The following is a 21,448-nucleotide window of genomic DNA, read 5'->3' as shown; positions in this document are numbered from 1 at the left end:
GCTGGTAGGACTTGCGTGCTACCGGCGCGAGCTGGCTCGCCCCGCCGCTGCTGGATCAACGCCGAGCAGCTGACCGATCGCCTCGTGGACGACCCGGGCTGCCACCTCATCCCTGAGGGCGACGGCGCGGCTCAGCGTGCTGCCGAGCGAGGCGATCACCGCAGCCCGACGCGACGGGTCGGTCACGGCGAGCTCCACGGGCCCAGGGCTCGGCGGCTGGGCCCGGGTTGGGTCCATGCCCTCCGAAGGGCTGCGATCCGTCGTTATGCCCTCCCAGAATCCCGAAGGATCCGACGGATCGCAACGGTTCGCCCCCGCGGAAGAGTCCCGCCAGGATTCCGCCGCGGTGTCGAACCGTCGCGATCCGTCGTTTTCCCCGGAGATTCAGGGGGCGTGACGACGGATCGCACCCGTTCGGAAGGCATGGACCCAACCCCGGCCCGACCGGCGAGCCTCGATCTCGGCGAGCTCACGGTGGTCGATCCCTCGCCTCGGGCCGCCGTGGTCGCCTCGCTCGCCGGGACCCTGAGCCGCGCCGTCGCGCTCGGGGATGGAGAGGCAGCCCGGGTGGTTCACGAGGCCATCGGCCGGCTGCTCGGCCTGGAACCGGAGGGGCGAGCAAGCTCGCGCCGATAGCAGGACTCACGGCCGCCGCGAGGTGGCCTTCGCGGACCCGCACCGCGTCGCCCACGAGCCGGCGCCGTCCCCCCATGGGCCCGTCGAAGCGCGCGAGCTCCTGGCCCAGCTCCGGCTGCTCAGGCCCCACAAGCGCATCGTCCTCCTCCTGGTCGGCTCGGGCGAGCAGGTCTCCTAGGTCGCCAGGGCCCTGAAGCTGCCCGTCGAGACCGCGTTCTCGCGGCTCCGCCTCGGGCGCAAGCACCTCGCGCACGTGCTCAAGCGCTGGCGCCGCCTGCGGCAGACCCTACCTTCCCAGCCAAATCGGGACGGGAAGCAGGCCACCCAGAGTGCGTCGCGCTGCTGTGGAGCGCGTCAAGCGAGCGCATGCGGAGCGCGGCAGATGGAGGGAGCGCTAGCAACTGGTCGGGCACCTGGACGCGAGTTGGCGTACGGAGGAACGTAGCGCCGTGCGGTCCGCTACCTGCAGCGGCACCATGGGTTCACTTGTGTTGACGCTCAGGCTGGCTGATCGCTCTCCGAGCAGGCTCTTTGATGGCCTTCGCGGGCGTGCTCGGTTGGGGTCATGGAGGGCGATGGCCATTCCTGAGGCGTGCGCCGCTGGCGGCCTCGTGATGGCCATCATCGCTTGACCGTCGGCGTCGGCGCCGGCGCCGGCGAGGAGCTGCTGTGCCGGCGCCGAGGACGCACGGGAAGACGACCTCGCCCGTGTCGCTGACGAGATCGTGGCCGGCAATCCAGTGCGCCTCGTCCATCAGCGAGGAGCCCGCCATGCTGACCTGATGCTCCTCTCCGGCAGGCGTCCGCACCCAGACCTGATAATCGTCGAGCACCTTTCGAGTGAACGCCGTGTACCCCGCGCGGAGCTGGTAAGGCTCCGGCGAGCGTAAAGTATACTCCGGGGCCGAGACGCCGAGCGGCACGTCGCCGTCCGGCGTGATCAGCCGGGTCGCGCATTGGCCGATCGAGCATGACGCATAGGCGAGGTTGACCCCATCCGTCACCGGGCGGGCGTGAGGCAGGTCCGCGAGCAAGGTGGTCGTCCCGGACTGGTACCGGTAAAAACCGCCTGCTGCCGCGTAGACGACGGCGCCGTCCTCCGTGAACCCAGGATCCCGGATGTCCAGCAGCTCGACCAGCTCCCCCGTCGCGAGGTCCATCACGCGGTGGCTCAGTTGATAGCCGCCGGGGGAGCCCTCGCGGTATACCCGGCCGCCGAACCAGAGCACGTGATCATCAACCACCCCGACAGGAGGCCCGCCGGGTACGGGCGCCTGGATCGTTCTGATAACCTCGTCGTGCGACTCGTACAATACCATCCCCCCCGACCAGGGATCGTTCGTGGAGAGTGTGTGGACGACCGCCCCGAAGCTGGTGAGGTACCCGCGCGGCAGGCCCCATTGATCGGGATCCGGGGCCCCCGCGATGATCCTGCTCGCGTTCGTGGACCGATCGACGATGCTTATCGCGCCACGGAGGTCAATACACAGGAGCCGTGTCTCGTCGAAATCGAGGATCTGCCCGGAACATTTCGCGAGCGGGGTGAGACGAGGGCTGTCCTCGGCGAAGACAGGGTAGATTTCTCCTCCGGCGCTGCCCGACCGGATGAAGACGAACATCGGCTGCCCCGCTCGGCTCAGCGGGCTGACGTCGACGTCCATGTCGATACGATTCGGGCCACCAGCAATGACGATCTCCTCGCCGGTCACGGCGCTGTGGATGACGACCCACATGTCGGCGCAGCTTGCAGGTGCGACCTCGGTGCACGTGGCGTCGATGTGCAGGAGCGGGTGGGCGACGTCACCCCACTGAGGGGATGCGATCTCGACGCGGGCCGCGGACGCGAGGCGGGCCGGCAGCAGGGCGAGCGCGGCGCTCAGAACGCGCAGCGGCAGACGAACGTGTGACATGGTCACCTTCCCTCCTCCGACCTCAGGTGCGCACCGCGCCGCGATCATTCACCCGGACCGAGCACGATTGCGGCAGGGTCGTGCGCTGGCGGGGCTCGAAAGATTGGATGGCTGCCACCCCGGCCCCGGCCTCGCGGCGCAATGCCCTACGATCTCGGATCGAGCGCAAATGCACAACAAGTAGGTCACCTCGTCGAGGTAACGTGTCATTTCAGTGGCACACAGCAATCCTCTGTGCCTGCTGTGCCAGCATCTCGTGCCACATGGGTGCCGCTGCGCCACGTTCGCTGGCCGCCTCGATGGGCCGTCGCCCGATGAAAACGCCGAGCTGCGCGCCCTCGGACCGGCCACGTGGACGTCGAGCGGCCCAGGAGACAGTGTTCCGCCGACCGTGACATGTCGGGCATGAGAGGTGCAAAAGCGCTCCGAGACCGCGCACCCTGGCGCGCAGGTCAGTCGCCCCCGCATCGAGGGACATCGCCCAGCGAGCTCCGCGCTGGCCGGCCGCCCGCGGCAGCGACCATCCATCCGGCCAGCAAGAGAATCACCATGAGACAACTCAGCTATCTGTCTTCCGCGCTCATCTTGGCTGCCCTCTCCGCCGAGGCCCGGGCCGTGGAGGTCGAACCGACGACGAAGTTCTCCCGCATCGAAGCGGGCAGCGCGCACGCTTTCTTCGCACAGACGCCGGCGGCCCTCAGCACGCTCCTCACGAACAACAATGAAAAGATCGTCGACGTGCACGTCGCCCAGGCGAGCCCGCTGCTCCTGACGGGCTCGACGGTCAAGGCAACCCACCCGTACTCGGCGGCCTCGTGGTGGTACTCCGGCCAGACCGCCGCCAACGTGGGTACCGAGCTGACGAACCACAACGCGCGGCTCACGAACCTGCAGGGCTACGTGGTCGACGGTCAGACGCGCTATGTCGCTGCCATGGTCGACAACACGGGGAGCAACAACCGCGTGTGGGGGTGGTTTCCGGACACGACGCTCGCGAGCCTCACCACGCACGTGAACAACACCGGCGACCGCGTGATCGACATGTCGACCTGGGTCGACGGGAGCAGCACCCGCCACTTCTCGGCGGTCACCATCGCCAACGTCGGCTCCGACGAGATCGAGATCCCGGCCGGCGCTCCCCAGTGGCAGAGCAACGTCACGGCGGCGGAAATCCAGGACTTCCTCAGCACCTGGCCGGGCTCGCGCGTCATCGATCTCGAGAGCCGGGGGAGCGGCCGGTTCCTCGTGGTCTACGCGTTCGACGCCAACGAGCCGAACCTCGCGACCAACAACACGGCCATCGCGCCCGACAGCTGGTTCTACAAGGGGCTGACCTCGGGGACGACGCCGATGTACGAGCGCTCGATCTCCCATGTAACGAGGACCGATGGGTCCCGCATCATCGCCATCCAGCCCGACACGCTCAACAACCAGGGCACGCAGACCGGGTACGGCGTCTCCCTCCTCAGGTCGCAGGCGTTGCCGATGATGAGCGCCCTGCCGGCGAACAACAACAACGGCTTGGGCCAGTTCAGCTACCTCGACAGCCGCATCCGGACGTTCATGCGGCAGTACGGGGTCGCGGGGGCCGCCATCGCCATCGCCAAGGGCGACCGGCTCGTGCACGCGCGCGCGTACGGCTACTCCGACACGGAGCTCGGCGCCGACGGGACGTTCGCCAAGCCGACCACGCTCTTCCGCGTAGGCAGCATCTCGAAGCTCATCACGACGACCGCCATCCTCCAGCTCATCGAGAATAACGAGCTCACGCCCGTCAACACGCCGCTGACGCTGAACACACGCGTGTTCCGCGACATCATCCGGCCCTACCTCAGCTTGACCGTCGCCGACGAAGGCACCGCGGCGTTCACGCCCGGCGGCGGCCTCGAGGCGATCACGGTCGAGCAGGTGCTGAACCACTCGGCCGGATGGAGCGACGGTTCGATCGGCAGCGGAACTCCCTGCGTGGGGAACCCTCTCGTCGAGACGGTCTGCATCGCCAGCGAGACCGGCATGCTCACCACGCCGAGCTGCGAGGACCTCATCGCGAACTGGGCGATCAGCGACCAGCTCGCCCGCTCTCCCGGCTCGCTCGGGGAGTACTCGAACTTCGGGTTCTGCGTCGCGCAGACCATCGTCGACGCCATCGCGCCGCAGGGATACCGGGAGTACATCGAGGACAACATCATCGATGACGTGACCGGAGCGGACCTCATCGACAACTCCAACCGGCCGCAGCTCAAGCCGTCTTCGGACACCTATGTCGCGGCGTCATGGGAGGCGCACGACTACGTGTTCCCTCAGGAGGCGCTGGTGCCGAGCAAGCTCGTCCCTCAGGGCGCGACGCTCGTGGAGCCGCCCTACGGAGGGGTCCCGATGTTCCCGGGCCTGGGCACGGGCGGATGGAAGGCGTCCGCCGTCGGGTTGCTGAAGCTCGCCACCTCGATCAACCAGTCGTCGGCGAGCGGACAGATCCTGAGCGCGGCGAGCTTCAGCTCGATCTTCGACCCCGGGAACAGGAGCGTGACCGCGAGCGGCGGCACGTTCGGGCTCGGCACCGAGATGAACGTCGGCAGCGGGGATGTCTACAAGACAGGCGGCGTCGCCGGCGGCGGCGGCATCGTGGTGTTCAAGAATCTGCTGAACACCTACGCGGCAGCGAGCTGCTCGAACTGCATCACCTGGGTGGCGCTCGTCAATACGGCGGCCGGATCCGGCGGGCTGCCCGATCCGCCGGGTGGCATCAACCAGGCCATGATCGACGCGCTGAACAACCCGACCGTCCTGGCCGGCATCAACAACGCGACTGTGGACATGTTCCCTGGCTACGGCCTGTGAGCCACCTTCGCTGCCCACGAGGGCCGCGAACGGTTGCCCGCCGTTCCCCCGGCCTGTGCCCACCGCCGGGAGCCTGAAGTAGCCAGAGCCGATGGCCTTCGCCCCCGGCGGGGCGATGCAGAGCCCTCAGCCGCGCGGCGCGCCGCTAGGGTGGCAGGCGGCGGCGATAGCGTTCGCCCCAGTCGCGCAGGCCGATGAGGATGGGCTCGAGGCTCTTGCCGAAGGGCGTGAGCTCGTACTCGACGCGCGGCGGGACCTCGGCGAACACCGTGCGCTTGACGAGGCCGTCCTCCTCCAGCTCGCGCAGCTGCAGCGTCAGCATGCGCTGCGTGCAGTTGGGCAAGAGCCGGCGCAGCTCGCCGAAGCGAAGCGGCCGCGCCCGCGCCGACAGCCAGTACAGCACGACGCCCTTCCAGCGCCCGCCGATCACCGCCAGCGCCGACTCCACGGCGCACCCGCTCTTCCCTTCGACCCGCTGCCTCGCCGACGACGTCGTACCCATGACTCCCGGCTCCCCTTTCCTCTCGCGCTTCCGCGTCGGGCCGCGCGTCCATTGGTTCTCTTTTTGATACTACGTACCAATCCTGTGCGTACTTGCGACGTTAGCATGAAGGGCGCACGTTCGCCTCGGGCCTGGCTCCACGACGGCCAGGGAATGGAGAACCATGAACGTCCTCATCGTCTACGCGCACCCCGAGCCGCGATCCCTCAACGGCTCGCTCAAGTCCTTCACCGTCGACCGGCTCACCCGGCGCGGGCACGAGATCCGCGTCTCCGATCTCTACGCGATGGGCTGGAAGCCCGCCCTCGATGCGGGCGATTTCCCGGCGCGCGATGGCGGCCGTCCGCTCGACCTCGAGGCCGACTCGAAGCAGGCCTATACCACCGGCACGCAGCCGCCGGAAGTCGCCGCGCAGCAGGCCGACCTCCGCTGGGCCGACGCCGTGATCTTCCAGTTCCCCCTGTGGTGGTACTCGATGCCCGCGATCCTCAAGGGATGGGTGGAGCGTGTCTATGCGTACGGCTTCGCGTACGGCGTCGGCGAGCACTCCGATCGCCACTGGGGCGATCGCTTCGGCGAAGGCGTCTTCCAGGGCAAGCGCGCCCTGCTCATCGTGACCACCGGAGGCTGGGAGTCGCACTACAGCGAGCGCGGCGTCAACGGGCCGATAGACGACCTGCTCTTCCCCATCACGCGCGGCATCCTGCACTACCCGGGGTTCGACGTGCTGCCGCCGTTCGTCGTCTACAGGGCCAAGAAGATGGATGACGCGCGGTTCGCGCGCATACGGCAGGAGCTGGGCAGGCGGCTCGACGACCTGTGGACCGACGAGCCGATCGCCTATCGCAAGCAGAACGGCGGGGACTACGACATCCCCGCGCTCACGCTGAAGCCGGGCCTCGAATGGGCCGGCGCGAGCGATGGCGACGCGACCGGCCCGCGGGCGGACGGCGGCGATCGCAGCGCCAGCGCGGCGCGCGCGGACGACGCTGGCGCCGCCCGCGCGAGCGGGTTCAAGCTCCACATCCGGCCCCGCGTCTGAGCCCGCGGCGCCCGGCACGCGACGCGCGCGGACGAGCTCCTCCGTGCCGTTCGAGGTGCCGGCGCCCTGACGCGACGAGCCCCGGAGGGGTCAGCGCTGCCTGTTTCGTTTCGTAACATCGAGCTGCCTGTGTCGTTTCGTAACATCAAGAGACCACAGCAGCTGCGGTGCGCACCTTGGATACATGGTGGCTTGAATCATCGCAGCTCTTGATCAAAGATCCGTTTCCCGGGCATACCCCCTGGACGCGCCGGGCTACACGCTCCGCGCGTGAAGCGCTGACGTAAGATTCTTACTTGATCATCTTCCCAATTACCTTGCGGCTCACCTGCCGCTCCAAGGAGAAATTTATGCGTTTCACCAGCTTGCTGAGCTACGGCTCGGTCGCGATCGCATGCTCCCTCGCCGCCTGCATCGGCGGCCCCTACGGCGAGGACGACGAGATCGAAGCGCTGGAGGGCGAGCTCAGCAGCGCGGACTCCACGATGTCGGCGGAGCTCACGTTACAGTCGCAGTGGGGAAGTGGCTACTGCGCGAACGTGACCGTGAAGAACGCGAGCACCGCCCAGACCACCGCCTGGGGCATGACCGTCGCGCTCAACGGTTCCACGACGAGCAACGCGTGGGGCGCGCGCATCACGTCGTCGGGCGGGAACCTCGTCGCCACGAACGAGGGCTACAACGGCACGCTGAACGCCGGAGCGTCGACGAGCTGGGGCTTCTGCGCGAACGGCACCGGGAGGCCGGCGCTCGTGTCCGTCAACGGCAGCGGCGGCTCGGGCTCGGCGAGCTCCAGCAGCAGCGCCAGCAGCAGCAGCAGCGCTTCGAGCAGCAGCTCCTCGGCCAGCTCCGGCGCGGGCGGCGCCGGGGGTGGCGGCGGCGCCGGGGGTGGCGGCGGCGCTGGCGGCAGCGGCGGCGCTGGCGGCAGCGGCGGCGCAGGTGGCGGCGGTGGCGGTACCCCGGCCGGAAACTCGGGGCTCCCGGTCCCGCCTGGCGGCGGCGTGGCCAGGCCGTCCGGCACGCCCGGGAACCTTGTCGTGCTCAACTGGGCGGGGTTCCGGGGCGCCGTCTCGTACACCTTCGACGACTCGAACTCGAGCCAGATCCAGAACTACGACGCGCTGAACGCGCTCGACGTGCCGTTCACCTTCTATCTCCAGACCGGCAAGAGCGACTCGACCAACGCGGTGTGGCAGAGGGCGGTGGCGGACGGGCACGAGCTCGGCAACCACACGAAGAGCCACTCGAGCAACGACAGCGGCTCCGATACGGACGCCGCGACGCAGTTCATCGAGAGCAGGTTCGGCGTCAAGGTGTGGACGATGGCGGCCCCGAACGGCTCGTCGGTGTACACGAACATCGCCCGGACGCGCTTCCTCATCAACCGCGGCGTGTCCAACGCCCTGATCGGCCCGAACGACTCGACCGACCCGTTCACGCTGCCCTGCTTCATCCCCCCGACCGGCGCCTCCACGGCGGCGTTCGACGACCAGATCACGAGCGCGCGGTCCCAGGGGAAGTGGCGCACCGTCCTGGTGCACGGCTTCACCGGCGGCAGCGACGGCGCCTATCAGCCCGTACAGCTCCGGGCCTTCCTCGATCACGTCCAGCACACCAAGAACCTCGGCGACATGTGGATCGACAGCGTGGTCAACGTCGGCGCCTACTGGCGCGCCCAGAAGGCGCTCTCGACGGTCTCGCCCACGACGTCCGGCAGCGACAAGACGTGGCGGTGGACGCTGCCGGCCCACTTCCCGCCGGGCAAGTACCTGCGCGTCAAGGTGGACGGCGGGACGCTCAAGCAGGGGGGCCGCACGCTCCAGTGGAACGACCACGGCTACTACGAGATCGCGCTCGACGAGGGCTCGGTCACCCTGTCGCCGTAACGCTCGCTCCCTCTCGGCACCTCTGACGGACCGCGCGCGGTCCTGTCCAGGCCCGGCCGGGCAGCAGACCCGGCCGGAAGCCTCCCCCCTCCTCGCAACCGCTGACCAGCCCTCCGCCCCGGACTCCGCGGCGACGGAAGGCCCCCTGCGCGATCCGCCGTTCCTGAAAAGCAACGCGACACCGACAGCTCATCCATGCAGCGAGGCAGGCCGCCGTCACCCCGCAGCCCGCCTGCGGGTGCAGCGGCTCGAGGGACCGCGATAAAATTGCAGCGTCAGTGACGCCGCACGGGTCGCGAACGGCTGGCTCGCTGCGCCTGGCGATGATCAGAACCGACCGCTTCGGGAATGTTGACGGCGCGTGAAGAGCGCGCCGATTGCTCGCGGACCGGACAGTGAAGAATTGTGGCGATGAATGCTGCACGGGGATCCACCCTCACCCTCGGGCTCGGGCTCTTCGTCGCGGCTTGCGGTTCGGAGTCCGGCTCGCCCTCACAAGCTGGCTCCGGGGGCAGCGGTGATCCAGGTACAGGCGGGAGCACGACGACGGGTGGGAGTACCACGGGCACGGGCACGGGCACGGGCGGGGCGGGCGCGGGCGGCTCGGCGAACACAGGCGGCGCTCCGACGGAAGGGGCAGGCGGCTCGCAGTCCACGGGCGGAGCGCCACCAGAGGACGAACCTGTGTTGATCACCTCGAGCAAGGACGCCTACTGGCAAGAGGGGGCCGTGACCGAAGTGACGAGCGGGACGGCCGACGTGACCGTCGACGACGGCGCCACGGCGCAGACCTGGGCCGGCTTCGGTGGGACCTTCAATGAGAAGGGCTGGGAGGCCCTCTCCGCCCTCAGCCCGGACGACAGAGACAGAGCGATCAAGCTCCTGTTCGACGCGACCGACGGCGCCAGGTTCACCTATGGCAGGATCCCGATCGGGGCGAGCGACTACGCCACGAGCCGCTACACGCTCGACGACACGGCCGGCGACACAGCGATGGCGAGCTTCTCCATCGCGCGGGACAGGGAGAAGCTGATCCCCTACATCAAGGCGGCGATGGCCGTCAATCCTGAACTCCACTTCTGGGGCAGCCCCTGGACACCTCCCCCGTGGATGAAGGACAACAACGCTTACGACCGCGGGAACATGAAGGACGACGCCGCGATGCACCGAATGACCACGCGTATGCGGTGGAGAGCTGGGGCCTCCTCAGGGACTGGATCAAGAAAGGCGTGAACGCGTACTCCGCCTGGAACATGGTGCTCGACACGGCGGGCAGGAGCATGGACACGGTGCGGCCGTGGGCGCAGAACGCGCTCCTCGCGGTGGACACCGCGGAGAAGAAGCTGAACATCACGCCGGCCTATTACGTCTTCCGCCACCTCTCCCAGTACGTCGACGCAGGGGCCAAGGTCGTCGCGACGAGCGGCGGTGACGCGCTCGCCTTCAAGAACCCTGACGGCACCCTCGTCGCGGTCATGTACAACGCCGGGCCAGCGAAGCAGGCGGTCGTCGCGCTAGGCGGCAAGATGCTGCAGTTCGACATGCCTGCCAGCGGATGGGCCACGATCGACTGGAAGTGAAGCCCGCCTGGATCAGGGGGATCCACCCTCCCGGACAGGCTTGTCATGTAACGCTCGTCCGCGCATGACGGGCCGTCCTCACTCCGCAGCCTGCATTTCCAGCGCTGCTGCAGAGGGGGCGTGTGCCCATTGAAGAACGTCTCCAAAATATCATCGACACAGGTCGCGCGCTGCTCCAGTAAATGTACCGCAGAGGTGCGGATATTTATCGTTGAATTGCAGCGACTGCCATCTCGACAGGAGCGCGGACGTGGCATAATCACGCAATGCATACCATCACGTACAGGCTCATCCGTAGCATTCGAGTTCTCGCCCTCCTCGGCGTGCCGCTCGCCGTGCTGAACTGCTCCGGCGACGACTCCGACTCGTCGGGGACCGGCGGCGGCGCCGCGACGAGCAGCGGAACCCAGAGCACCACCACCGGCAGCGGCGCCGGCAGCACGAGCTCGACCGGCGACGCTGCGAGCACCTCGACGGCGACGACAGGGAGCGGCGGCGCGGGCGGCTCGACGGGCGACGCCGGCAGCGGCGGCGCGGGCGGCTCGACGGGCGACGCCGGCAGCGGCGGCGCGCCCTCCGGTGAGTTCACCCTCACGAGCCCCAACCACGCCGAGGGCGCCGAGTTCGCCGACAAGTACACCTGCGCGCTCGCGGGCTTCAGCGGCAGCGTCCTGCCGGAGCTGCACTGGACCGCAGGGCCTCCGGGCACGACCAGCTACGCCATCACCTTCATCGACACCACCCTGACGACCAAGACGCCGCCCAACATGAACGGCTATCACTGGGTCCTCTACAACATCCCCGCCGACGTCACCTCGCTGCCCGAGGCGTTCAAGGACGCGGCGTCGATCGGCGCCCAGCAGAACAGCAACTTCCTCGGGCCTTGCCCCAACTTCGGCGGCGGGAACGCCAACACCGACAACTACGAGTTCACGATCTACGCGCTCTCCGCGGAGTCGCTCACGATCACACCGACCACCGGCACGGCCGCGGTGAAGGACGCGGAGACCAAGCTCGAGGCGGACAACCTCGCGAAGGCGAAGCTCAGCGGCACGTCGGATGCCGCCCCGCCCTGATGAGCGGCAGCGACCAAGGACCCGCGTAGAGCGCGCGCTCGAGCGCCTCATCGCGCAGCTCGCCGCCCGGGCCCCTCCGCCCGGGTGCTGCGGGAGCGCGTCTTTCGGCTCCGCGCGGGAGGCTCGAGATCACTGTCGCTTGAAGCCCGTCAGGAGGAGAAGCGTGACGCCGACCGAACAGGCGATCGCGACGCCGGGAGCTCCCCACAAGATCCGCACGTAATCGACCGGTGCGCATCGAGCGCGCCGGACCTCCATCGTGACCAGCCAGCCGACGGCGACGGGGAGCGCGAGCGCGATGAACCCCCGGGCCGCGTCACGCAGCCGCTCACGCCATCGGAACGGTCTCGGTACACGAGGAGGCTGGGCGGGGGCACGGTACGGGTGCATGCGGCGATGATGGCACCAGCGGTTCTGCTCGCCAACGGCCAACGCGCGCGATGTCCGCTGCGCCGAGCGCTTCTCCGTCCAGCGGGCGCCGCGCGACGGTGGAGCGGACACGCACCCGGCACCCCCGCCGGCCCAGGCGACGCGCGTGGACGAGGGCCCGCCGGAGCCGGGAGCGCGCACCCCTCGCATCTTGCACAAACCGCAACACAAACGTTGTGAAGATGTTTCCTCCTGGCGAGGGCGCCTGCTCCTATAGTGCCCGGCTTGAGGCTCATGAAGTGAGCTGCTCAGCCACGAGCCCCGTCGCATAGAGAAGCCGTTCCGAGGAGCTCTCGCGCACCCCGTCGCTGGTTCGCCCGAGGTCGTCCGCGCGCCGAGCAGCCCCCGGCCGTGGCGATCCCGCGTCGGTTCCGGTCCTTTGGCGTTCGCAGCGCGCCCCGAGCGGCCCTGCCAGATCGACCAACAAGGAGCGCGTTCATGCAAATGCCCGACACGCACGCCGCCGCGAGCACCGAAGACCGAGACGCCAGGCCGAAAGCCCGGCACGAGACCCGGAGTCCCGTCGGCACTCTCGGGCTCACCATCGCAGCGCTCGTCTTCGTGGGGGCCTGCACCTTCGAGTCGGAGACGGACGAGGACATCGACGCGTCGTCTCTGGAGCTCGACACCGTCACAGTGTCTTTCCAGAACGGGGCGCTCCCCTCAGGAGCCTACGCGGGCACCACCGACGCGACGATCAACCAGGCAAACCCTGCCACGAACTACGGTGCTGCCGCGACGTGCGAGATCGACGGTGATGAGAGCGGGGGGCTCGACGAGTCCTGCCTGCTCCAGTGGGCTGTGACGGGCATCCCCGCAGGCAGCATCGTCAGGTCGGCGAGCATGACCTTCCAGGTGGTCAACGGCAGCCCGCAGACCTTCAACGTCTACGAGGCCAAACGGACCTGGAACGAGGCCCAGGCCACCTGGAACAACGCGACCTCCACCGCGGCCTGGGGCACTCCGGGAGCGATGGCCTCGACCGATCGCGGACGCCTCGTGGGCACGATCACGGGCGGCACGGGCTTCCGCACGGTCACGCTGAACGCGGCCGGCATCGCGCTCGTCCAGTCCTGGGTCAACGGGGCAACGAACCGCGGCGTCATCGTCGCGCATCCGACGAACGGCGACGCGATCCATTTCGCCTCGTCGGAGCACGCGACCGTCGCGAACCGGCCAAAGCTCACGATCAACTATCTTCCGCCGTCCAGCCCGACCTGCCCCCTCGTGAGCGGCACGGCGCTCGACCTCGACGGCGTCGACGACCACGTGACGATGGGGGTCGCGCCAGGCCTCGGCCTCCAGCAGTTCACGCTGGAAGCCTGGGTCAAGCGCACCGGAGCGGGCCAGTCGGCCGGCTCGGGCTCCGGGGGCGTCAGCGGGATCCCTCTCATCGCCAAGGGACGGGGAGAGTCGGACGGGAGCACCGTCGACTGCAATTACTTCTTCGCGATCCGGAGCGAAGACAGCGTGCTCACCGCCGATTTCGAGGACCTCGCCACCGGCGCGAACCACCCGGTGGCCGGCGTGACGCCCATCCCGAACAACGTCTGGGTGCACGCCGCCGTCACCTACAACGGCACGAGCTGGGCGATCTACCGGAACGGGGTGCTCGAGGCGACCGCCGCCGCCGGGCAGACCCCCCGTCACGACAGCATCCAGCATTTCGCGATCGGGACGGCGATGAACTCCACCGGCACGCCGGCAGGCTCCTTCGATGGCGTGATGGACGAGGTGCGCGTGTGGAACCATGCCCGGACACAGGCGCAGATCCAGAGCGGAATGGGGGTCGAGATCGCTTCGGCCACAGGGCTCGTGGGCCGATGGGCTCTGGATGAAGGCGTGGGCACCACCGCGGCCGACAGCGCTGGCACGAACGAGGCCGGCACGCTCGTCGGCGGAACGTGGGTGAGCCCCGGTACGCCCTTCGCCCCCGCCGCGCCCCCGCAGCCGAGCCTCACGAGCCCAGCGGACGACGCGACGAACGTCTCCACGACGGCCACCCTGAGCGCCAAGGTCACCGATCCCGACTCGACGTCGCACGACGTCACGTTCTACGGCCGACAGTCCTCTGCGTCCCCCGACTTCACGGTGGTGCTCCTGCCAGACACCCAGTATTACTCCGCCAGCTACCCGGCCACGTTCCTGGAGCAAACGCAGTGGATCGTGGACAACCGGGACGCGCTCAACATCCGCTATGTCGTCCACCTCGGCGATATGGTCGACTCGTCGACCGTCGCCCAGTGGACGAACGCCGACGCGGCGATGAGCACGCTGGAGGACGTGTTCCCCGGATACCCCGACGGCATCCCGTACTGCCCGGCGGTCGGCAACCACGACCAGTCCCCTAACGGCAGCACGAGCGGAACGTCGCTGTACAACACCTACTTCGGCGTCTCGCGCTTCCAGGGCAGGGAGTATTATGGAGGGCACTACGGGTCGGACAACGACAACAACTACGGGTTCTTCACGGGCGGCGGCATGGACTTCATCGTGATCTCGCTCGAGTACGACACGACCCCCGACACGGCCGTGCTCGACTGGGCCGACAGCCTGCTGAAGGCGTACCCGGATCACCGGGCCATCGTGGAGAGCCACTACATCGTGGGCACCGGCAACCCCGCCGCGTTCGGCGCCCAGGGGCAGGCCATCTACGACGCGCTGAAGGACAACCCCAACCTGTTCATGCTGGTATGCGGGCATATCGCCGGCGAGGGCCGGAGGGTGGACACGTTCGGCGGCAACACCATCCATACCATGCTGTCGGACTACCAGGGACGCGCGAACGGCGGTGACGGCTGGCTGCGCTACATGGTGTTCTCGCCGGCGAACGACACCATCAGCGTGTACACGTATTCGACCAAGTTCGGCACCTTCGAGACCGATGCGGACAGCCAGTTCACGCTCTCCTACGACATGGCGGGCACGCCCGCCGGGCCCTGGGTCAACCTCGGCACCGCCAACGACGTCGCCACCGGCAGCACGGCGTCCATCCAGTGGCCGGGGCTCCTGAGCAGCACGACGTACGAGTGGTACGCGGCCGCGCAGGACTGCCAGGCCGTGAGCGCGACGAGCCCGCGGGCGTTCACCACGGCGCCTTGAGCGCCCCTGGCCCTCGCTCGACTCACCGACAGCCCCCTCTGCGAATCATGACTCGCCACATCCTGCTCTTCCTGTCCGCGTGCGCCGTCATCCTCCTTTCTCCGCGCGCGCACGGCCATTTCGCGACCATGACCCGTTCGCGCGTGACGATCGAGCCGTCCGGCGACGTCGCGTACACGCTCCAGGTGTCCGCCTCGGATCTCTCCGAGGCGCTGGCGCTCCCGGGCCACCGGGCCGCGACGGTCGAGGAGATCAGAGCCGGCGAGGATCGCCTGTTCGAGTACTTCCTGGCTCGCTTGCGCATCGAAGCGGACGGGGCCCCCTGTCCGCTCGAGCGGCGCGGCGCCGGCAACGTCGAGGACATCGAGATCAAGGCGGAGCTCCGCTTCGTCGGGCGCTGCCCGGCGAAGGCGCGCGCCGTCGACATCGTTTACGACCTGCTCTTCGACCACGATCCGCAGCACCTGGGGCTCCTGGAGCTCACCCATGCGGGCGGGACGGCGCGTTTCGAGTTCACGCGCACCGCCCGGCGCTACCGGGTCGACCTCCTCGCGGCCGCGCCCCGGCGGCCGCTGGCGGTCGCCGGGCTCGCGGCCTTGCTCCTCGCGACGGCGGCCATCACGACGAAGGGCTGGCTCGCGCGGCGCCGCGGCGGACCGCGAGGAAGCGGCTGATCTGCTTCGCAGCGCCGTGCCTCGACAGGCCGGCTGCGCTCCCGCCTGTCGTCTGCCGCGCGGCCGCCATCTCGACCTGTCGCTCGTGCGACGTCGCAGGCCCGCCTTCGTCGTGTGTCGCGCCAGCTCGCGCTACTGGCGAGCGACGCGCTTGAGCGGGTACGGCGCAGCCTCTTTCTCGGTCATCGTGAAGTACCCGGAGCCGTCGGCGTCGTACTCGATGGACTCGCCCTGCCCCTCGTTCGTGTCCGTGAGCGCGACGGGCGACGCCGCGAAGGCCGTCTCGAAGCTCCCTCCAGCCGGCGCTCGGTATTCGTAGACGGCCCCGTACGTGCGCAGCAGGAACCGGTTGGCGCACGGGTGGATGGTCCCGGCCGTGACCGACCGGAATTCCGCGTCCGGCCCCAGGGGCATCTGGAGGTTCGCCACGTGAATCAGCGTGGACATCGTGTTGGGCGCAGGGAGCGGCTTCGGGAACCTGTACACCTTGCTGAGCCCCGCGGCGCCGTCCTTCGTGACGACGTAGATGTCCCCGGTCGTCGGGTGCACCATCAGCGCCTCGGCGTTCTGCGGCGTATCGGGGTACTGGAAAGGGAACCTCTCGCCGGGCACCGTGCCGCTCGTCTCCCCCGCGGCGATGTTCGGCTCCCTCATGCGGTAAACGGCGAAGGTCGTCGGGGCGGGCTCCGGGTGTCCGCTGGCGCGGCCGATGTCCCCCATGAAGATGCAGCTGCCCGCGGGGCACGGGCCGGTCGCGACGTCCTCCCAGTCCCAGGGGAACACCCCGGCGACGTAGCTCCCGACGACCGCCGCGCTGGTCTTGTTGATCGCGACGAAGTTCGCGTTGTTCTCGCTGTGCGCGTACAGGATGCCCGGGTTGACGCGGCTCGCGGCGAGCCCGGAGATCTCCACGATGTCGGTCGAGGTCAGGTTCCCCAGCGTCGAGTAGGTGCTGGCGAACGTGTCGCCCGCGGAGCAGCTCGGACCGCCGGCGGGCCTCAGGGTGACGACCTGCGCAGTGTTCGTGTTGGCGAAGGGAGAGGTGCCGCTCCACGCCGGCTGCGAGCCCGCGGCCCCGAGCTGCGCGTACGCCGCGTCGAACAGGAGACCCGTCGACGACGAGAGGAGGCACGTGTCGAAGGGCTCGGTGAAGCCAGAGGGCGGCACGATCGGGCTCGCGGGGCAGGCCGAGCCGGTCCAGACCTGCGTGCCGAACCAGACCGCGACTCCATTGGCCGCCGTGGTGGTGACCGGCGGCGCGGCCAGGCTCGCGGAGTTCCCGTTCTTCTGGCCGCTCACCGCGTCGATCGGGTTCGCCGTATCGACGCCGCTGAACGCCACGATGCTCCCCGCCAGGTAGGCAGAGACGTCGAAGCCAAAGGAGTAGCTCGCGGGCTCCGCGCCGGAAGCCACCTTCCAGAGGACCCATGACCTGATGGCGGAGGAGCTCTGATCCGAGCGGAGCAGCGTCCATCCCGCCGGCGGAGCGATCACCGCCTCCACGTGGTCTCGATTCGCGATGCGCGCGAGCAGGACATCGCCTTGCGCGACGCCCGCGGGCCTCGCGACGGCCAGCGAGGTCACGTTCTTCCCGGTCGCCGTCGAGCTGGAACGGAAGGTTACAGTCGAGAGAGGCTGAACGGCCGCGCCCACCTCATCGGCGCCGTCGCCCTCGTCGTCCATGCCTTGGTAATCGAGGGAGACGCAGCCAGCCCATCCGAGCAGCGCAATCGTGCCAACCGCGCGGGCCTTGAAGTTCATCGATCTCAAGTTCGTCGTCCTTTCGGGTAAGCATCTGATTCCGGAGGGGAACTAAACCACAGGGGCCGCATGGTGCAACCCAGGTGACGACGATCGCGCTCGCCCGAGGCTCAGTATCGCAAGAGAACATCGATCACCCTGGATCCCTGTGAAGTAGTGTAAATCCTCTCGACTGAGACGAGCCCGCGCCCGGCCACCGTCGGACACGGTGACGGGAATCTCGCACCTCCGATCGCGAGCGCGATCGGAGGTGCGAACCGGGTTGCGCGAGGGGGCGAGCGCCAGGATCAACCTGGCTCGCCCGCGCCGCCAGCCGAGCACGACGGCGGCCTGATGTCGAGAACCTACCTACATCCGATCGTGCGGCGGAGATAGCGCGCCACGGGACTCGCGCCTCGGGTACCGTGGTGCCCCGAGGCGCCCGCCGCCGGACAGGGGGTCAGAGACAACATGCATCTCCGGTTCGACCCGATCGCGATCGACACCCAGGTCCCCAAAGGCTTTCGTGCCGGCACCCACCGCCAGGTGGAGCCCGAGGAGACGCTGCGCCGGGTGCGTCGCTTGATGCCCGTCATGGGCATCACCCGCATCGCCAACGTCACCGGTCTCGACAACATCGGTATTCCGGTCGTGATGGTCTGCCGGCCGAACTCCCGCTCGCTGTCCGTGTCGCAGGGCAAGGGGCTGGATCTCCAGACGGCCCAGGCGTCCGGCCTCATGGAGTCGGTCGAGTCCTACCATGCGGAGCGGATCGACCTGCCGCTCAAGATGGCCTCCTACGAGGAGCTCCGCTACACCCACCGCGTCGATTGACCCAGATCGCCGGCTCGCGCGACGACCGCTACCCCGGCCGGTACGTGCGGCAGCGCGACCCGAACATCACGGCTGCGGCGCGCGAAGAGCTGGAGCGGCCCGGCCCGCGGCGCGCCTTCGCCGAGGCACCGACCTTCCACGCCGACACCTTCAACGCCGATGTCGCCTGGGAGCTCGAGCAGCTGCGCGCCGCGGGCGTGACGCGGGCGATCGCGATCGAGCTGACGAGACCCGAGCTGGGGATCCCGGTGGTGCGCGTGGTGGTGCCCGGCCTGGAGCCGCTGTCCGGCGACCGCAGCTATGTGCCCGGCGCACGCGCCCGGAAGCAGCAGCGACAGGCACGATGACGGTCCACCTCTTCCTGGGACCGACCCTGGCCGCCGCGGTGCTGGACGCGGTGATCCTGCCGCCGGCGGCGCACGGCGACGTGTACCGCGCGGCGCAGCGGGGCGCGACGGTGATCGGCATCGTCGACGGTTACTTCGAGGTCGTGCCGGCGGTCTGGCACAAGGAGATCCTGTGGGCGATGCGCGAGGGTGTCCACGTGCTCGGCAGCGCCAGCATGGGCGCGCTGCGCGCGGTGGAGCTGGCGCCGTTCGGGATGGAGGGCGTCGGCGCCGTGTTCGAGGCGTACCAGCGGGCCGAGCTCGAGGACGACGACGAGGTCGCCGTCGCGCACGCGCCGGCCGCCTATGGATACCGCCCGCTCTGCGAGTACCACTATACCCGGCTGTGCGAGCCCAGCGAGCGCTAGAGCGACAAACGGGTTGAAACCCCGAGAAAAAGCAGGAATATCACAGGGAGGCGCGGAGGCGGGGAGCGAGAGACGGCGAGAGGGAGAGATTCTTTTTTTCTTCCTCCCCGCCTCCCCGCCTCCCTGTGAAAATTCTCCGGGTTTCAACATGATTGGTGTTCTAGCTCCGCCCGGCCAGTCGAGCGGGTCCCCGCGCTTACTCGCTCAGCAACGGAGCGAGCCAGGGCACAGCCGGCAGGTCGCCGTAGATCCGGGTCTTCCATTCCTCGTCGGTGAGGCGCACCAGGCCGTCCTGGAGGACTTCGTGGTAGGCGGAGACGACGCCTGCGTACGCGCGGGGCCCCTGGCAGGAGTCGACGGTCATCACCATCAGGCGCGGCGCGCCGGTGCCCACGTGAAGCACGCTGGGCTGGCGAGGAACCGGCAAATCGCCGCCGATGTCGGTGTGCACGTCGGTGATGGTGGGATCCATCTCCACGGCCTGCAGCGGGTCGAAGTGGAGCTCGCTGTACCAGCCCGTGTGGCCGAGCACGGTGCCGTCGCAACCCACGTCGGTCGTGACGGCCTGGTTGATGAACGCCAGGTGCTCCTTGCTGTGCGGCTGGCCGCTGCGCTGGGCGCGAGCCATCTCGCCCAACGTGAGGTTGACGCGCGCGACGCGCGCAAAGTAGTCCTCGACCTGGCTGCGGAAGCTCGGCTCGAGGTAGAGCGTGGCGATGAGCTCCTGCGCGCGCTCGGCGAAGCCGACCACGGCGTCGAAGAACTCGGGGTAGGGATCGACGTAGGCGTCGGGATACTCGCACGAAGCGTTCGACGTGTACGACTGCTTCACGTAAAGCACGTTGTTGTGGCGGAGCTGCGCCCACGAGCTGAGCTGGGTATTGAGCAGACGGCGGCCCCAGGCGTCGCTGCGGGCCACCGCGGGCAGGTCCGCCGGCGGGGTGCCTGCTCCGGGCGACAGCGCGCGGAGCGCGCCGAGCCAGCTGGTGTACAGGCTGCCCTCCCAGTACTGCTCGGGGTGTTCGTCGACCAGCACGCGCAGCGCGGAGAGCTCACCGGGATAGCCGACCTCGACGTCGAGCTCGTCGCCGAGCAGGCCGAGCGCCTGGTCGTTGCCCAGCGCGGCGAAGGCCACGTCGAGCGGGTCGGGCACGACGCGGGTGGGCAGGCGGTCGTAGACCAGGTTCGAGAAGACGTGGCTGTCGACCGTGTAGCGCTGACCGAACAACGCGAAGCTCAGGTTCAAGGGGAAGGTGCTCTCGCCGCCGGCCTGCCGCCTCATCACGTGGCTGGCGATCCGCTGCTGGCCGAACTGACCTTTGACGATCGCGCCGGCGAGGGTCGCGTCGTCGACGGCGCCGATCCCGCTCGGGGCGTTCAACGCGGTGAGCAGCTCGTCCACCTCCTGCAGCGTCATGTAGTCGTGCTCGCCCACGAACGCGCTGATGATCGCGTCGATCGCCAGGTATTCCTCGAGCGCGCTGGAGTCGAGGAGCCGGCGCAGCGCGATGGCGCTCTCGACCTGCCTGCGCCGCAAGATCTGGCTGCCGTCGTCTTGCGTCTCGATCAGGCGAAGGTCGATGCGGCCGAGCCACATCATGCTGCGGAAGTAGCTCTCCAGCTCCGGATCGCCGGCGTAGTGCCCGCGCGGCTTGAACTGGGAGAAGTCGATGTTCCGGGGGACGCCGAACAGCACGCGCTCCTGTATTCCCTTGGCCTGCATGGCGGCGCTGACGAAGCCCTGCACCTCGGAAGGCTCGCGGGGGTCGACCTTGCCGCCGTTCATGAGCGACACGGCCACGCCGAGGTAGAAGTTCAGATCGGACGCCACCTCCGGCTCCAGCGTGTCGGCCGTCTCGATCAGCGAGCTGCGAATCGCCGTCAGCAGGTGCGCGAGTCGAGGTCGCAGCGCCTGCTGCTCCAGCTGCTGGAGGATCTTGTCGTGCGAGCGGTAGATGGCCTCCAGCACCATGTCGCTGCTGATGAACACCGGCAGATCCGCCATGTAAATCGAGGAATAGCCGGCGGCGAAAGACGGGAATCGGTTTGCCGCGCCGATGGTGAAGCCCGTTTGCGACAGGTGCTCTTTCTGAGCGTCGGGAGCAGGGAAGAACGCGGTCAGGATCTGGTCGAGGCTCGCCGCGGCGAGCGGGTCGTAACCGAGGTCCGGCTCGAACTCGACGGCGTGGCTCGCTCGCAGCTCGTCCGCCGTCGCCAGCCGTGCCTCGTCGAGCTTCTGTAGCAGGGTTTCGACACCGGCCGGCGCCGAGACCGTGACTTCCGTGCCAGGGTCGATCTCGCCTGGCACACTGGGGATGGCACCGGGATCGGGGCCGCCGGGTCCACTTGAACAAGCGCAGAGCAGCGCCAGCAGCGGCAGGGTCGCTCTCGTCCCGCGCCCGAGCCAGGTCATCGTCGTTCTCATCATGTCATGCCTCCCGCTCC

The 21,448-nt window shown here is 68.7% G+C and carries 17 protein-coding genes and 1 pseudogene; 13 read left to right on the top strand and 5 right to left on the bottom strand.

Annotated features, from left to right (window positions below):
• Positions 1 to 18: 18 nt before the first annotated feature.
• Entirely contained in the window at positions 19 to 237 is a 219-nt protein-coding gene (locus WME89_RS05865) for a hypothetical protein (RefSeq protein ID WP_438008262.1), read from the bottom strand.
• Positions 238 to 423: 186 nt separating this feature from the next.
• On the opposite strand from WME89_RS05865, the gene WME89_RS05860 reads away from it, so the two are divergent.
• Together WME89_RS05860 and WME89_RS05855 are read left to right on the top strand one after the other, a co-directional pair.
• On the top strand, positions 424 to 636 hold the full coding sequence (locus tag WME89_RS05860; protein WP_438008261.1) for a hypothetical protein: 213 nt from the start codon (positions 424 to 426) through the stop codon (positions 634 to 636).
• 22 nt (positions 637 to 658) lie between these two features.
• Positions 659 to 814 (top strand): hypothetical protein, encoded by a 156-nt coding sequence (locus tag WME89_RS05855; protein ID WP_438008260.1) that lies wholly within the window; start codon positions 659 to 661, stop codon positions 812 to 814.
• A gap of 385 nt (positions 815 to 1,199) precedes the next feature.
• On the opposite strand, the gene WME89_RS05850 is transcribed toward WME89_RS05855, so the two are convergent.
• Positions 1,200 to 2,552: a hypothetical protein gene (locus WME89_RS05850; protein WP_438008259.1), complete on the bottom strand. Its 1,353-nt coding sequence runs from the start codon at positions 2,550 to 2,552 to the stop codon at positions 1,200 to 1,202.
• Between the two features lie 543 nt (positions 2,553 to 3,095).
• Here WME89_RS05850 and WME89_RS05845 point away from each other — a divergent pair.
• Positions 3,096 to 5,384, top strand: coding sequence for a serine hydrolase domain-containing protein (locus tag WME89_RS05845; RefSeq protein ID WP_438008258.1), 2,289 nt, complete (start codon positions 3,096 to 3,098; stop codon positions 5,382 to 5,384).
• Positions 5,385 to 5,529: 145 nt separating this feature from the next.
• Here the strand turns inward: WME89_RS05845 and WME89_RS05840 are convergent, their stop codons facing one another.
• Positions 5,530 to 5,886 (bottom strand): winged helix-turn-helix transcriptional regulator, encoded by a 357-nt coding sequence (locus WME89_RS05840; protein ID WP_438008257.1) that lies wholly within the window; start codon positions 5,884 to 5,886, stop codon positions 5,530 to 5,532.
• A gap of 163 nt (positions 5,887 to 6,049) precedes the next feature.
• Between WME89_RS05840 and WME89_RS05835 the strand changes: the two genes are divergently transcribed.
• The 7 genes from WME89_RS05835 (at position 6,050) to WME89_RS05805 (ending at position 15,675) form a co-directional block, all read left to right on the top strand.
• Positions 6,050 to 6,928 carry an NAD(P)H-dependent oxidoreductase gene (locus WME89_RS05835; RefSeq protein ID WP_438008256.1) on the top strand — a complete coding sequence of 293 codons (879 nt, stop codon included), beginning with the start codon at positions 6,050 to 6,052 and terminating at the stop codon, positions 6,926 to 6,928.
• A 350-nt stretch (positions 6,929 to 7,278) separates the two neighbouring features.
• A complete protein-coding gene (locus WME89_RS05830) occupies positions 7,279 to 8,814 on the top strand; it encodes a cellulose binding domain-containing protein (protein WP_438008255.1) in 1,536 nt (511 codons plus the stop codon).
• 684 nt (positions 8,815 to 9,498) lie between these two features.
• On the top strand, positions 9,499 to 10,047 hold the full coding sequence (locus WME89_RS05825) for a hypothetical protein (RefSeq protein ID WP_438008254.1): 549 nt from the start codon (positions 9,499 to 9,501) through the stop codon (positions 10,045 to 10,047).
• Positions 10,044 to 10,394 (top strand): glycoside hydrolase family 30 beta sandwich domain-containing protein, encoded by a 351-nt coding sequence (locus tag WME89_RS05820; protein WP_438008253.1) that lies wholly within the window; start codon positions 10,044 to 10,046, stop codon positions 10,392 to 10,394. The genes WME89_RS05825 and WME89_RS05820 overlap by 4 nt, the downstream gene beginning before the upstream one ends.
• 266 nt (positions 10,395 to 10,660) lie before the next feature.
• A complete protein-coding gene (locus tag WME89_RS05815; protein ID WP_438008252.1) occupies positions 10,661 to 11,470 on the top strand; it encodes a YbhB/YbcL family Raf kinase inhibitor-like protein in 810 nt (269 codons plus the stop codon).
• Between the two features lie 867 nt (positions 11,471 to 12,337).
• A complete protein-coding gene (locus WME89_RS05810) occupies positions 12,338 to 15,001 on the top strand; it encodes a DNRLRE domain-containing protein (RefSeq protein WP_438008251.1) in 2,664 nt (887 codons plus the stop codon).
• Between the two features lie 47 nt (positions 15,002 to 15,048).
• Entirely contained in the window at positions 15,049 to 15,675 is a 627-nt protein-coding gene (locus tag WME89_RS05805; RefSeq protein ID WP_438008250.1) for a hypothetical protein, read from the top strand.
• Between the two features lie 132 nt (positions 15,676 to 15,807).
• Here WME89_RS05805 and WME89_RS05800 read toward each other — a convergent pair whose 3' ends face one another.
• The gene (locus WME89_RS05800) at positions 15,808 to 17,436 is read right to left on the bottom strand and encodes a cell wall anchor protein (RefSeq protein WP_438011900.1); all 1,629 of its coding nucleotides are present in this window, start codon (positions 17,434 to 17,436) and stop codon (positions 15,808 to 15,810) included.
• A gap of 450 nt (positions 17,437 to 17,886) precedes the next feature.
• Here WME89_RS05800 and WME89_RS05795 point away from each other — a divergent pair.
• From WME89_RS05795 to WME89_RS05785, 3 genes and pseudogenes are all read left to right on the top strand, one after another.
• A pseudogene (locus WME89_RS05795) lies at positions 17,887 to 18,243 on the top strand (YcaO-like family protein); the annotation flags it as partial.
• Positions 18,244 to 18,245: 2 nt separating this feature from the next.
• On the top strand, positions 18,246 to 18,596 hold the full coding sequence (locus WME89_RS05790; protein ID WP_438008249.1) for a YcaO-like family protein: 351 nt from the start codon (positions 18,246 to 18,248) through the stop codon (positions 18,594 to 18,596).
• A complete protein-coding gene (locus WME89_RS05785; protein ID WP_438008248.1) occupies positions 18,593 to 19,003 on the top strand; it encodes a TfuA-like protein in 411 nt (136 codons plus the stop codon). Before WME89_RS05790 ends, WME89_RS05785 begins: the two co-directional genes overlap by 4 nt.
• A gap of 196 nt (positions 19,004 to 19,199) precedes the next feature.
• Here the strand turns inward: WME89_RS05785 and WME89_RS05780 are convergent, their stop codons facing one another.
• Positions 19,200 to 21,431 (bottom strand): DUF3160 domain-containing protein, encoded by a 2,232-nt coding sequence (locus tag WME89_RS05780; RefSeq protein ID WP_438008247.1) that lies wholly within the window; start codon positions 21,429 to 21,431, stop codon positions 19,200 to 19,202.
• Positions 21,432 to 21,448: the final 17 nt, after the last annotated feature.

Source organism: Sorangium sp. So ce321, assembly GCF_051530195.1.
GTDB lineage: Bacteria > Myxococcota_A > Polyangia > Polyangiales > Polyangiaceae > Sorangium.
The sequence above is the reverse complement of the archived record's forward strand: the minus strand, read 5'-3'. Positions and strand labels throughout refer to the sequence as shown.